Raw genomic sequence first — 12,397 nt, forward strand, 5'->3', positions numbered from 1 at the left:
GGGTTGAAACTCACGAATAATAAACAGCTTGTATGTTATTAGTCGGGGTTGAAATCCCCGTTACAAAATATAATTACGAACTACGAATTGTTTAATTGTCATTGGTGATTAACCTTTGACTTTTGGGATTTGGGTCAAATGGGAAAGATGCCGAAAACAAAACGCAATCTAGTATTTTTATTTAGCAAACCAGTGATATGAAGCACATGTGATTTTTGGCTCGTAATACTAATTCTTTGAAAGAAGGCTAAAGATTTAAACCCGAAAACCTAAATAAAATCTCAAGTCTCTGAATTACGAATTACGAATTACGAATTACGAATTCACAGGTTACTCCTCAACCCCCAATCCCTATGCGTCGAACCAAAATCATTTGTACTGTTGGCCCGGCTACATCTGCACCTGAAAAGCTGCAAGCCTTGGTAAAAGCTGGAATGAATGTGGCACGGCTGAATTTTTCCCACGGAGCTTATGAATTCCACGCCCAAACGGCTCACTATCTCAGGCAGATTAGTACTGAGTTGCAAAAGCCGATCGCCATTATGCAAGACTTATGTGGGCCCAAAATTCGCTTGGGAACTTTACCACCGGAAGGCTTAAATTTAGAAGCTGGTACTGAAGTTACCTTTGTTTTGCAAGAAAAGGGCGAGAGTATTGACGAACTACCCTTACCGTTGCCGACTTTGTTTGCAATGGTGCGACCAGGCGAACCGATTTTAATTAATGATGGTCGCGTCAAATTGATAGTTACCGATCGCGATGCCGATCGCATTCGGGCCCAAGTGAAAAATGGCGGGTTAATTTCTACGCACAAGGGAGTAAACCTACCCCAAACTCCTTTACCTGTAAGTTCGATCACCGAGAAAGACTTGCTGGATCTGCGTTTTGGGATTCAGTTAGGTGTAGACTGGGTAGCGGTGTCTTTTGTGCGATCGCCACAAGATTTAGAACCCGCCAAGCGGATGATTGAAGCAGCTGGCGCTTCGATTCGCTTAATTGCCAAAATCGAAAGAGCAGAGGCCGTAGAAAACTTTGACTCCATTCTGAAGGTTGCCGACGCGATTATGATTGCCCGTGGCGATTTAGGGGTGGAAGTGCCAATTCACGAAGTACCCTTAATTCAAAAAGATATTATTCGTCGTTGCAATCGTGCTGGTAAGCCGGTGATTACAGCCACCCAAATGCTAGAGTCGATGATTAGCGCCCCCGATCCCACCCGCGCCGAAGCCACCGATGTTGCTAACTCGATCTTGGATGGAACAGACGCGGTAATGCTTTCTGGTGAAACAGCTGTCGGACAATATCCCGTCGCCGCCGTCCAGATGATGCACAACATTGCTGTGCGGACAGAACAGGCTCTCGATGAGGGTAGCAAACACGCTTGGTGTCATGAAGCAGGCAGTCTTAGCGTTACCGAATCTGTGGCAGAATCCGTCTGTCGCATCGCTTATGAAACTGGCTCACGGGCAATTCTCTGTAACACTTCATCAGGAAGTACAGCGAGAATGGTGTCTAAATATCGTCCGACTTCTCCCATTATTGCCCTCACCTCCGACATCACCGCTTATCGCCAGCTAGCACTTTCTTGGGGTGTGGAAGCTTTGCTGATTCCACCAGTCCACAATGCCGAAGAGATGTTTACCAATGTAGTGAACACAGTTGTAGACATGGGTCTAGCAAACAAGGGCGATAAAGTAGTTATTACCTCTGGTGTTCCAATTGGTAAATCAGGAACAACTAGTTTAATCAAAGTGCATTCCATTGGACAGCCAATTTCGGCATAAGGCACTTAGAATAAGGCTGTGGCTCTGAATAGTAAGCAAAATTGGGCAATCATTAAGAAAAATTGCCAGAATCAGAATTGAAGGAAGAGTAAAGAGTGTAAAGAACTGGGGAATAAGTAAATCCTAAACAATCATCACGGAGTATTTTATGTCTAAGAATTTACTGGAACAATTGCGAGAAGTGACTGTTGTGGTCGCAGATACAGGGGATATCCAGGCAATTGAAAAGTTTAAACCCCAAGATGCCACCACCAATCCTTCTCTGATTACTGCTGCGGCGCAAATGCCAGAATATCAGGGAATTGTCGATCAAACTTTACTCCAAGCAAAAAAAGATGCTGGAGCCGGAGCCACCCAAGCACAGATAGTTTCTCTAGCGTTTGACCGTTTGGCAGTTGCTTTTGGATTAAAGATTTTGCAAATCATTCCCGGTCGCGTGTCTACGGAAGTGGATGCTCGCTTGTCCTACGATACGGAAGCCACTCTGACTAAAGCACGGGACTTAATTGCCCAGTATAAAGCTGCCGGAATTGGCCGCGATCGCGTTTTAATTAAAATTGCCAGCACTTGGGAAGGCATTCGCGCTGCGGAAATTCTCGAAAAAGAAGGTATTCACTGTAACCTTACCTTGTTATTTGGTCTTCACCAAGCGATCGCTTGTGCTGAAGCTGGCGTTACCCTAATTTCTCCCTTCGTTGGCCGGATTCTCGACTGGTACAAAAAAGATACCGGACGCGATAGCTACCCAGCAGCCGAAGATCCAGGTGTTTTGTCTGTCACCAAAATCTACAACTACTACAAGAAATTTGGCTATAAAACCGAAGTTATGGGAGCTAGTTTCCGTAACCTTGGTGAAATTACTGAACTTGCAGGTAGTGACTTGCTGACCATTTCACCGTCGCTTTTGGCTGAATTACAGTCAACTGTTGCAGAACTGCCACGTAAACTTGACCCCGCCAAGGCAGCAAATTTGGAAATTGAAAAGATATCCATTGACAAAGCGAACTATGACAAAATGCACGCCGCTGACCGCATGGCAACTGACAAACTAGACGAAGGTATTAAAGGTTTCACCAAGGCACTAGAAGACCTTGAGAAACTTTTGGCAGACCGACTCGTTCGCCTAGAAGGAGAGGTAGTGGCAAGCCATTAGAGATTTCCAATTAAAAAACATCCAAAGTAGTGTGCGTTACGGCTTGAGCCGTAACGCACTTCAAATATCATGTCTGGGTAATTAATTATGATTGCCACAGTCATTTTACCCCACACGCCAGTCGCTTATGGAGAAAACCCCGACAAGCAACAGCAATGCTTGTCTACGTAGGCGTAGCCCGTCATAGACATCGCACCAAAAATTTACGCTGCGGACGTGATATGACTCTTTTAATCTTCGTGGTCATCGAATGGATCGTTCAATTCCTTGCTAGGAGGGCCAAAGGAGGTATAAATCGAAATTCCAGTGATGGCAACCACCACGGCAGCCATAGAAATGCTAAGAACTATTGCGGGTTCCATAATTGAGAGATAGATGATGAGTGCTATTCTTATAGAATATTACAGAAGATTAAAAAAAGCTTTGGCAAGTAATCTTAGGTGAACTATGGCACAAAGGACTAGGTTGGGAGATATCCTGAAACCACTTAACTCTGAGTATGGTAAAGTGGCTCCAGGTTGGGGTACTACCCCTGTGATGGCTGTTTTTATGGCACTATTTTTCGTGTTTCTGCTGATTATTCTGCAACTTTACAATAAATCACTGTTGGTTCAGGATGTATTTGTCGATTGGCGCAGTTTAGGACGCTAACGCATACAAAGCGAGCGAGTTTGGATAACAAGTTAAGTTTCACCCGGTTCTTCCGGGTTTTTTTGTGAGTTGCGATTTCCGACTAGACTAACTATATATGTGAGTTTCTGTAGTGGTTTTAGAGTTTACAGGAGACAAAAAATGAATATATTTGGTATCGGTCTGCCAGAAATGGCTGTAATTATGGTAGTAGCGCTGTTAATCTTTGGCCCAAAAAAGCTACCAGAGATCGGTCGGAGTGTGGGCAAAACAATTCGTAGTTTCCAAGAAGCTTCTAAGGAGTTTCAAAACGAGTTTCAAAAAGAAGCAGAACAGTTAGAAGAAGTTGTCAAGACTACTGCTGAATTGGAACCCAAGCAAATCCACCCTGCGAAATCTGAGCAGGATACCGCTAGTTCTTCCCAACCTAGCTAGTAGTCTGTCAAGTTCTTAGTAAGGACTTTAGTCCTTATTTTCTAAGCACTAAAGTCTTACTTACTACAAACCCTTCATTACTAGCTTAGACATTGTACTAGTGGTCTGTCCCATTGATTTTGAGGGGCTGCTAGATCCCCGACTTCTCTAAGAAGTCGGGGATCTGAACACCACTAACCTCTCAAAACTTTTGGGACAGACTACTAGAAGAGTGCTGCATATCAATTGACTGTAGGCAAAATGACAGAAGCTGTTACGCAACCAGCTTTGGTAATTCCCCAACTAATCGTCGGATTAGGGAATCCAGAAGCTAAGTACGACCAAACACGCCATAATATCGGTTTTGCTGCTTTAGAAACTCTCTCTCGTTCTTGGCGCATTTCCTTAACAGAAAACCGCAAGTTTCAGGGTGAGTATGGCGAGGGTATGGCCCCAAATGGAGGTAAGATTCGCTTGTTGAAACCGTTAACTTATATGAATCGCTCAGGACAAGCAATACAAGCGGTGACAAGTTGGTATAAATTGCCGCCTGAGTCAGTGTTGGTAATTTATGACGATATGGATTTGCCTTTGGGAAAAACTCGTTTGCGCTTATCTGGTTCAGCTGGCGGACATAACGGGATGAAAAGTGCGATCGCACATCTTAATACCCAAAACTTTCCCCGTTTGCGAATCGGTATTGGTAAACCCAAAGATGTAGCTAATAAGGATGATTCTGGTACTATTTCTCATGTGCTGGGGCGATTTTCCGTTGCCGAAAATCAGCAAATGTCTCTTGTACTTCAGTTCGTAGTTGAGTGTATTGAACTAAGTCTCAAGCAGGGAGTAGAAAAGGCGATGAATGTTTGTAATAGCCGCACCATTAATAATTCTGAGTCTTAGGGCTGGATGAATACTGTCCTATCAGCTGATTAAAGAAAGCTAACCGATGTTTAAAGGCGCTTATTTTGGTTGATGGGCAGCTTGTTCCATCTAACCAAGATAAAGTCTCTAACGCGCTCTAAGTATAGGAAAAGTAACTCATTTACACCCTAATTAACGGTGCGGCAGACTTTGCTTAATGTTTGTATGAATAAGGGTGCAAGCGCTATTGCCTGTTTTCGGTCATAACCTCAAGCAACGCCGATATCACACCAAATAGATTTATTTAAAACGTCTTGTGCGTCTAGCTGCTACTGCCTTACGTTTGCGTTTTTCTATTGGTGTTTCAAAGTGCCGATGATATTTCACATCAGCTAATATTCCAGCTTTGGAAACCTGGCGTTTAAACCGACGCAAAGCTGAGTCTATTCCTTCGTTCTCTCCTAGAACCACCTGGGTCATTCTTCCCTTTTCCTCATCATCAATAGTTTCCATTCTAATATTACCCTCAACCTTAGTAAAACCCCTCTGAGCTAAAGTCATGATTAAGAGGCTATTCGTCCGGTTGAGGCGGGTTATGTGTACTTCTATCTCGTAAAATCGGTACTTAACTAAAAGTTAATCTAAGTGTCCTAATGCACTCTCAGAACCAATAGAGAGGATGGGGAAATTATAATGCTAAATTTTTCTGACTGTACTCTGAATAGGGTAATAATGTAATCTTAGTTACTAAGATATATGATAAAAACAGATTTTAAAAGTTGACTCTGCCCTCATTTAGTAATTTATATCCAGTTGCTAATGCTGTAAAAGCAATTATGAAATTCCATAAGCTAGTAGGCTTTAAAATAACTCCACCGCTTAAGAAAACTAGTACTATGCCAATGCCTAGAAAAATCCATCCCAAGTTACCAGTTTCTCTTTGGAAAAAGACTAATGCAAAGATACCTATCATCGTTGCTAAAACTGAAGCTGTAGCAGGTAAGCTACGGTAAAAATATGAATAGTAACCGCTAACAAATATGATGTTTTGACCAAAAAAGTATAATCCGGTGAAAAGTAGAATTAAACCTATAAGTTTGATTAACAACCTGCCCATACATAATATTTTGATGTTTTTAATGGCCCAAGCCAATTTTTATCCGATTATAGTGGGGTTTTTAATTCTTGCCAAATTTTTACCTTCATTGAATTTTATTTGCGTAAATATACTTAAAACAAATCCAGGCTGTCTGAAAATGCCAGTACAAGTAAAGTTGATTACATCAAGTAGTCCTTGCCAGCGTTTTATCAAGGTGCTTTAATAGCGATGTCTGACGACAAGAAGCAGAGCTTCTACGCATTCTGCAAAATAGTCTCACTTAGAGAATATGTACAAAACTTGCAGCGACTCGACATCGCTGCTGGTGTTGATAAAATTACAAACTCAAAACATTAAACTCAAAGATATGACAAGCTAGTAGCATATCTTTGACACTAAATTCTCCCCAAAGCTGAATAGGAGCATACATGGAGCCAATTATTGCTATAGTTTTAGCCCTTATAGGTTATGCATTAGGTTCTGCAAAACTGATTAATCAAGGAAATGAAGCCTTAGTCGAACGCTTAGGGCGGTATCATCGAAAACTTAAGCCGGGGCTGAACTTTATTGTTCCCTTGGTCGATCAGATTGTGATGGAAGATACTACACGAGAGCAGTTTTTAGACATCAAACCTCAGAATGTAATCACCCAAGATAATATTTACGTAGAAGTGGACGCTATTGTATACTGGCGGATTCGAGATATTGAGAGAAGCTTTTACGCGATTGAGGATCTGCAAGGGGCATTGACACAGATCACCACAACCACCCTGCGAGAAATCATTGCTCAAAACACCTTAGAGCAGACAAACGTTTCTAGAGCGGAGATGGACTCAGCTATCTTAGACCAGTTGAATAGTATAACGGCAGATTGGGGAGTTGATATTCTCCGGTTAGATATTCAGAGAATCACTCTACCTGAGAGTGTCCGAAAGTCTAGGGAAGAAGAACAAGCCGCTGTCATCAAAAAACGGGCACTGATTACCGAAGCAGAAGGAGAAAAGGAAGCTGCAATTAAGAAAGCAGAAGGAACTATGGCTTCAGTGCAAATCATTTCTCAAGCTCTACGTTCCAATCCCGACAGTAGGGATATTTTGCGGTATCTTGTAGCTCAAGATTACGTAGACGCTAGCCAAAAACTTGGTGAGAGCAGTAATGCCAAAATTGTCTTTGTAGACCCAGCTAACTCAACTGAAATGTTTCAGGAGTTGATAGCCGAGTCGGTAACTCAAGAAGGTAATGGCAAAAAAATTGAAGAACGGTAACATTTAAGAGTTATGCTGTGTAGCCCGTCTCAATAAGGCATCGGCGACTAATGAAACATCGCGCATTTCTTGAACATCGTGAACTCGGAGGATATCAGCACCATTAAAAATAGCAGCACAACAAGCTGCTGCCGTTCCCCAAACTCGTGCTTTGGGATCTGGTTGATTTAAAATGCGACCAATGAAACTTTTACGAGACGCTCCTACCAAGATAGGACAGTTGAGTGGTGCAAGCGATCGCAAGCTGCGAAAAATTTCTAAATTTTGCTCATAGTTTTTAGCAAAACCAATACCAGGATCGACAATAATGTTATCCAGGTCAATACCCGCAGTAGTTGCAGCCTCAATTTGCCGAGCCAAAAAACTATAAATCTCACCGAGCAAATCTTGATAATCGGTCTGTTGTTGCATTGTCTGTGGTGTTCCCCGGATGTGCATTAAAATCATCGGCACACCTAATTCTGCGACTGTTGGCAACATTTCTGAGTCAAAAGTGCCGCCAGAAATATCATTAATAATATCTGCTCCAGCTTCTACAGATGCCTTGGCGACAGCAGCACGGGTTGTATCTACAGAAATCGGGACTGAAATCTCTGGTCTTAACACCTGTAATACCGATAGTACCCGGTCAAGTTCCTCCGCCAGAGTTATTTGCTTTGCCCCTGGTCGAGTTGATTGACCGCCCACATCGATGATGTCAGCACCAGCAGCCACCAGTGCTTGCGCCTGTATTAAAGCGGCAGAGGAAGTGTTAAACTCACCCCCATCACTAAAGCTATCGGGCGTTACATTTAAAATGCCCATCAAATAAGTCCGCTGTCCCCAATTGAAACAGCGTCCTCGAATTATCAAGTTCCTTGGCATAAAACAGGAGTCAGAATGGGCTAAACGCCCCGCTACCGCTAACAGGAGTCAGAATTCAGAATACTCCATCCCTTCAGGTGTGGAGTATCAACTCTTGAAAAATATTTTAATTTTCTTTCGCCCACAAAGAGCAATCTTTTTAAGCAATATTCATAACCCAGTCGTACAAAATTCAATTCTGAATTCTGACTACTGAGTTCTGAATTCTTCTTATCTACATTAGGCATTCCCATGCTCTGCATGGGAACGAGAAAAAAGCACATCACACTGATTTAAAATTCACAATCCGAGCGAAACTCTCAGGTTCTAGACTTGCTCCTCCTACGAGGACACCATCAATTTCTGGTTGAGCCATAATCTCATCAATATTATTCGGCTTGACTGAACCGCCATATTGAATTGAGACATTTGGATTAGTCAACTTGCTACGAATTAAGCCAATTATTCGATTAGCTTCTTCTGCTTCACAAGTGTCACCAGTACCAATGGCCCAAATCGGTTCATAGGCAATCACCAAATTATCCTGATCGATATCTACCAAGCCTTTGTCGAGTTGGAGAGCAATCAGTGATTCAGCTTCTCCCGCATCTCGTTGTTGTTTGGTTTCGCCAACACAGAGAATTGGAGTCAACCCAAACCTTTGAGCAGTTCGGAGGCGCAGATTAACGGTGGCGTCCGTTTCCCCAAAATATTGCCGTCGTTCGCTATGACCGACAATCACAAAGCGTACACCGCTTTCTGTCAGCATCGGGCCAGAAATCTCACCCGTATAGGCTCCATATTCTTCCCAATGGATATTTTGTGCCCCCAGTTGGATGAGGCTACCGTGCAAGGTCTTGGACAAAACACTTAAATCAGTGAAAGGAGGACACAATATCACTTCTCGCCCTTGGGGGGTTTCTTCTAAGTGGGGCAGAAATCCTTGTAAAAACTCCTGGGTTTCTGCCTGGGTTTTGAACATTTTCCAGTTGCCGGCAATAACGATTTTCCGCACAGGTAATTTAGTCAAGATCCTAACGCGTTATATTTAGATGCATTTTTCAGTTTATGACTTTTTGTTAGCCATTAGTCACTTGTACTGAGCGAAGCCGAAGTATTGGTCATTGGTCATTAGTTATTTATTATTCTCCCCCGCTCCCTGCTCCCCTGCCCCCCTCCTCCCTAATCTGCACAAACCTCTGTTAAAAATAACTAGGATAAGAGACAGGGCTAATTTAAAAATCCCAAATTTCAAATCTAAAATTGACATGACTTCGACATTGCCCGTGCCTGAACCTCATCAAAGCGATTCTGCTAACCCTGACGCAAATTCTCTCAGCTGGGAGGAAGAATTGGATAGTGCTATTTTCAGTTTTGAAGACATTCAGACGGAACTGAACTATAAACAAGCACAAACAGCGTTGCGAAACTTGGTAGCCAATCTCGACCTTACTCCCCAAGAAAAAACCGGGTTAGAGACGGAAATTGCTGAGTTGGAAACCATGCTGGGAAAGTTAGACCGCATGGTAGTGCAGATTGCGACTTTTGGCATGGTGGGACGTGGGAAGTCTTCTCTACTCAATTCTTTGGTTGGGCAAACGGTATTTGAAACTGGGCCGCTGCACGGTGTCACCCGTACTGCCCAAACAGTTAATTGGAGTATTAGCGAGGAGATGATTGGGGAAACTGAACGTGCTTTGCGTGTCACTCTCCCTGGTGTAGGTCAATCTCAAGTGGAATTAATTGATACTCCGGGGTTAGATGAAGTAGATGGTGCAACCCGCGCCGCCTTAGCTGAACAGATTGCCAAACAAGCAGATTTGATTTTGTTTGTGATCTCTGGCGACATGACAAAGCTGGAATACGCCGCCCTTTCTCAGTTGCGGGAAGCAGGTAAACCGATCATTCTGGTATTTAACAAAGTAGACCAGTATCCAGAAGCAGACCGGATGGCAATTTATCACAAAATCCGGGATGAAAGGGTGCGGGAATTACTTACACCTCTAGAAATTGTCATGGCTGCGGCATCGCCATTGGTGAAGACAGCGATTCGTCGCCCTGATGGTACGAGGGGCATACAGTTACGTACAGGGAATGCCCAAGTCGAGGAACTGAAGCTGAAAATATTGGAAATTTTGCATCGTGAGGGTAAAGCCTTGGTTGCCCTCAATACTATGCTTTATGCCGATATTGTAAATGAGCAGTTGATAGAACGAAAACTAATGATTCGGGAACAGAATGCCAATCAGTTGATTTGGAAGGCTGTGATGACTAAAGCATTAGCGATCGCACTCAATCCTGTAACTGTGGTAGATATTCTGAGTAGTGTGGTAATTGATATTGCTCTAATTTTGGGTTTATCTAAACTCTATGGCTTCTCGATGACCGAAGCTGGGGCTGTACAATTGCTACAAAAAATTGCCCTGAGTATGGGCGGCATCGGTGCTAGTGAATTGTTAGCAAATTTAGGCTTGAGTGGATTAAAAACTTTACTTGGGATCTCTGCAACAGCTACGGGTGGCATTGCGCTAGGCCCTTATATATCGGTAGCAATTACCCAAGGAGGAGTAGCTGGTGTTTCTTCTTACGGTATTGGACAAGTTACCAAAGTTTATTTAGCAAATGGCGCAACTTGGGGGCCTGATGGGCCGAAAGCAGTAATTAATCGGATATTGGCAAACTTGGATGAGACTTCAATTCTTAACCGGATTAAAGATGAATTACTCCACAAAGTAAAACTCAAAAAGTGATGCATCAATAAGCTTTGGTTAGCCATATTTATGCTTATATTTGATTCGTCAAGAAAAGCTTAAGGTGTCATTCGCTTTACCATCAGACGAATCAATGAGCCATAAATCATTGCTTCACTTAACTCTGTGTACAACTCATAATCCTTACTCAAACGCCGAAATCGATTGCGACATCTAATTTGTGAATGTACAGGTGTGCTACCAACTGCGCTATGACCCCTTAGAGAATGTTTTAAAAGGGTCTTTTGCTCTCATAATTAGCACAGCCAAGCATTTAAGTATATAGCGAGAACCTTAGTTTTTCGTTGTACTTACCGTAGTCGAGAAGGCAAAAATTATACTTTTTGGTACTTTGAAAACATCTTCTTAAAATCAGGTATATATAGTTACTGAGTTATTATTACTTTGTCAAGCTTTCTGGAAACTAAATTTTAAATATCTCTTCTAGCACTCAGCACTCTCTAGGATACTTGCAACAAATAGGTCATACAATGCCCCATCAAAAAGTAAACTACTAACATGGCAGCAGCAGCCAGAGCAACCAATGTACCAGCCAACATTAGAGAAAATTCTTTACTCTCGTAGGCTTTTTCCATTAAGTGCAGCGACCACGCTACCAGGGCTACATCAAAAAGCAAAATAGGAAGCAACATATTTCTTAATATTTGTTAATACTTGTAAAATAATATTAACACCCTTTTCAGGAAGTGTGTCTAACCTTAGATGGATGTCATTAAATGGGGAATGATGGATCAAGATAATGTTCTGACTGGCACGTTGCGATCGCGCAAGTAACTTTTAATTTCTGCTACGCTTAATTGTCCGTAATGTAACAGTGATGCAAGTAATGCGGCTTCAGCTTTGCCTTGGGTTAGGGCAGTGTAGATATGTTCACAATTACCTGCACCACCAGAAGCAATAACTGGAATTTCTACAGCATCGGCAATTGCTCGTGTGATCTCAATGTCATACCCGGCTTGGGTTCCATCCGCATCCATACTTGTGACTAGCAGTTCTCCGGCCCCCCGTTTTTCAACTTCCTGCGCCCACAATAGGGCATCTAAGCCTGTATTTTCTCTGCCACCCCGCACATACACATCCCAACCTGGATTTTCCGGGTTATTTCTGCGTCTGGCATCAATAGCAACAACTATGCACTGATTACCAAAGCGATCGCTGGCCCGATTAATCAAGTCTGGATCACGCACCGCCGCAGAATTAATACTAACTTTATCTGCGCCCGCTCGTAACAAAGCTTTAACATTTTCTAAGGATTGAATGCCACCACCTACAGTCAATGGAATAAAGACCTGTTCAGCAGTGCGGTAGACCACATCTAAAATTGTAGCTCGGTCTTCATGAGTAGCTGTAATATCCAGAAATACTAATTCATCAGCACCGGCTTCGTTGTAAACCTTTGCCAGCTCTACCGGATCGCCTGCATCTTGGAGATTAACAAAGTTAACTCCTTTTACAACCCGTCCCGCCTTCACATCTAAGCACGGTAAGATTCTTTTAGATAACATAATAACTTTTGTACTTCTGGGTAAATGACCGGAATTTAAATTTTAAATTGGCGCGGGTATTCTCAACCG

At 42.7% G+C, this 12,397-nt stretch carries 14 protein-coding genes and 1 pseudogene; 7 read left to right on the forward strand and 8 right to left on the reverse strand.

Translation table 11 applies throughout. From position 1 onward, the window contains the following. Positions 1–353: 353 nt before the first annotated feature. The gene (gene pyk / locus RMX69_RS01550) at positions 354–1,784 is read left to right on the forward strand and encodes a pyruvate kinase (RefSeq protein WP_322636264.1); all 1,431 of its coding nucleotides are present in this window, start codon (positions 354–356) and stop codon (positions 1,782–1,784) included. A gap of 148 nt (positions 1,785–1,932) precedes the next feature. After that, on the forward strand, positions 1,933–2,937 hold the full coding sequence (locus RMX69_RS01555) for a transaldolase (RefSeq protein WP_289799704.1): 1,005 nt from the start codon (positions 1,933–1,935) through the stop codon (positions 2,935–2,937). A 230-nt stretch (positions 2,938–3,167) separates the two neighbouring features. On the opposite strand, the gene psbN is transcribed toward RMX69_RS01555, so the two are convergent. Continuing rightward, entirely contained in the window at positions 3,168–3,299 is a 132-nt protein-coding gene (gene psbN / locus RMX69_RS01560; RefSeq protein ID WP_012410654.1) for a photosystem II reaction center protein PsbN, read from the reverse strand. A gap of 85 nt (positions 3,300–3,384) precedes the next feature. Between psbN and psbH the strand changes: the two genes are divergently transcribed. The 3 genes from psbH (at position 3,385) to pth (ending at position 4,884) form a co-directional block, all read left to right on the forward strand. Further along, positions 3,385–3,588: a photosystem II reaction center phosphoprotein PsbH gene (gene psbH / locus RMX69_RS01565; protein ID WP_094348882.1), complete on the forward strand. Its 204-nt coding sequence runs from the start codon at positions 3,385–3,387 to the stop codon at positions 3,586–3,588. Between the two features lie 141 nt (positions 3,589–3,729). Beyond that, entirely contained in the window at positions 3,730–4,002 is a 273-nt protein-coding gene (locus tag RMX69_RS01570; RefSeq protein WP_099103129.1) for a TatA/E family twin arginine-targeting protein translocase, read from the forward strand. A 240-nt stretch (positions 4,003–4,242) separates the two neighbouring features. Then, positions 4,243–4,884 carry an aminoacyl-tRNA hydrolase gene (gene pth, locus RMX69_RS01575; protein WP_322636266.1) on the forward strand — a complete coding sequence of 214 codons (642 nt, stop codon included), beginning with the start codon at positions 4,243–4,245 and terminating at the stop codon, positions 4,882–4,884. 261 nt (positions 4,885–5,145) lie between these two features. Here pth and rpsU read toward each other — a convergent pair whose 3' ends face one another. Both rpsU and RMX69_RS01585 read right to left on the reverse strand, forming a co-directional pair. Continuing rightward, entirely contained in the window at positions 5,146–5,325 is a 180-nt protein-coding gene (rpsU, locus tag RMX69_RS01580; protein WP_069073049.1) for a 30S ribosomal protein S21, read from the reverse strand. 292 nt (positions 5,326–5,617) lie between these two features. Further along, the gene (locus RMX69_RS01585) at positions 5,618–5,962 is read right to left on the reverse strand and encodes a hypothetical protein (protein WP_322636267.1); all 345 of its coding nucleotides are present in this window, start codon (positions 5,960–5,962) and stop codon (positions 5,618–5,620) included. Positions 5,963–6,372: 410 nt separating this feature from the next. Here RMX69_RS01585 and RMX69_RS01590 point away from each other — a divergent pair, with 410 nt between their 5' ends. Further along, positions 6,373–7,209: an SPFH domain-containing protein gene (locus RMX69_RS01590; protein WP_322636268.1), complete on the forward strand. Its 837-nt coding sequence runs from the start codon at positions 6,373–6,375 to the stop codon at positions 7,207–7,209. A gap of 3 nt (positions 7,210–7,212) precedes the next feature. Here the strand turns inward: RMX69_RS01590 and folP are convergent, their stop codons facing one another. After that, positions 7,213–8,073: a dihydropteroate synthase gene (gene folP, locus RMX69_RS01595; RefSeq protein ID WP_322636269.1), complete on the reverse strand. Its 861-nt coding sequence runs from the start codon at positions 8,071–8,073 to the stop codon at positions 7,213–7,215. 262 nt (positions 8,074–8,335) lie between these two features. After that, on the reverse strand, positions 8,336–9,067 hold the full coding sequence (tpiA, locus tag RMX69_RS01600; protein WP_322636347.1) for a triose-phosphate isomerase: 732 nt from the start codon (positions 9,065–9,067) through the stop codon (positions 8,336–8,338). 253 nt (positions 9,068–9,320) lie between these two features. Here tpiA and RMX69_RS01605 point away from each other — a divergent pair, with 253 nt between their 5' ends. Continuing rightward, positions 9,321–10,802 carry a GTP-binding protein gene (locus tag RMX69_RS01605; protein WP_322636271.1) on the forward strand — a complete coding sequence of 494 codons (1,482 nt, stop codon included), beginning with the start codon at positions 9,321–9,323 and terminating at the stop codon, positions 10,800–10,802. A 59-nt stretch (positions 10,803–10,861) separates the two neighbouring features. Here RMX69_RS01605 and RMX69_RS01610 read toward each other — a convergent pair. From RMX69_RS01610 to hisF, 3 genes and pseudogenes are all read right to left on the reverse strand, one after another. Continuing rightward, a pseudogene (locus RMX69_RS01610) lies at positions 10,862–10,969 on the reverse strand (IS5/IS1182 family transposase); the annotation flags it as partial. A 294-nt stretch (positions 10,970–11,263) separates the two neighbouring features. Continuing rightward, positions 11,264–11,455 carry a hypothetical protein gene (locus RMX69_RS01615; protein WP_094348875.1) on the reverse strand — a complete coding sequence of 64 codons (192 nt, stop codon included), beginning with the start codon at positions 11,453–11,455 and terminating at the stop codon, positions 11,264–11,266. Between the two features lie 99 nt (positions 11,456–11,554). Further along, on the reverse strand, positions 11,555–12,328 hold the full coding sequence (gene hisF, locus RMX69_RS01620) for an imidazole glycerol phosphate synthase subunit HisF (protein WP_322636273.1): 774 nt from the start codon (positions 12,326–12,328) through the stop codon (positions 11,555–11,557). Positions 12,329–12,397: the final 69 nt, after the last annotated feature.

It is taken from the genome of Nostoc sp. EspVER01 (assembly GCF_034530635.1).
Classification (GTDB): domain Bacteria; phylum Cyanobacteriota; class Cyanobacteriia; order Cyanobacteriales; family Nostocaceae; genus Nostoc.

Bases quoted from the DNA above. Each gene is read 5' to 3' on its own strand.
- RMX69_RS01555 (WP_289799704.1), top strand. From the start codon at position 1,933: ATGTCTAAGAATTTACTGGAACAATTGCGAGAAGTGACTGTTGTGGTC.
- rpsU (WP_069073049.1), bottom strand. From the start codon at position 5,325: ATGACCCAGGTGGTTCTAGGAGAGAACGAAGGAATAGACTCAGCTTTG.
- hisF (WP_322636273.1), bottom strand. From the start codon at position 12,328: ATGTTATCTAAAAGAATCTTACCGTGCTTAGATGTGAAGGCGGGACGG.
- RMX69_RS01590 (WP_322636268.1), top strand. From the start codon at position 6,373: ATGGAGCCAATTATTGCTATAGTTTTAGCCCTTATAGGTTATGCATTA.
- psbH (WP_094348882.1), top strand. From the start codon at position 3,385: ATGGCACAAAGGACTAGGTTGGGAGATATCCTGAAACCACTTAACTCT.
- pth (WP_322636266.1), top strand. From the start codon at position 4,243: ATGACAGAAGCTGTTACGCAACCAGCTTTGGTAATTCCCCAACTAATC.
- RMX69_RS01570 (WP_099103129.1), top strand. From the start codon at position 3,730: ATGAATATATTTGGTATCGGTCTGCCAGAAATGGCTGTAATTATGGTA.
- RMX69_RS01605 (WP_322636271.1), top strand. From the start codon at position 9,321: ATGACTTCGACATTGCCCGTGCCTGAACCTCATCAAAGCGATTCTGCT.
- folP (WP_322636269.1), bottom strand. From the start codon at position 8,073: ATGCCAAGGAACTTGATAATTCGAGGACGCTGTTTCAATTGGGGACAG.
- RMX69_RS01615 (WP_094348875.1), bottom strand. From the start codon at position 11,455: ATGTTGCTTCCTATTTTGCTTTTTGATGTAGCCCTGGTAGCGTGGTCG.
- pyk (WP_322636264.1), top strand. From the start codon at position 354: ATGCGTCGAACCAAAATCATTTGTACTGTTGGCCCGGCTACATCTGCA.
- RMX69_RS01585 (WP_322636267.1), bottom strand. From the start codon at position 5,962: ATGGGCAGGTTGTTAATCAAACTTATAGGTTTAATTCTACTTTTCACC.
- psbN (WP_012410654.1), bottom strand. From the start codon at position 3,299: ATGGAACCCGCAATAGTTCTTAGCATTTCTATGGCTGCCGTGGTGGTT.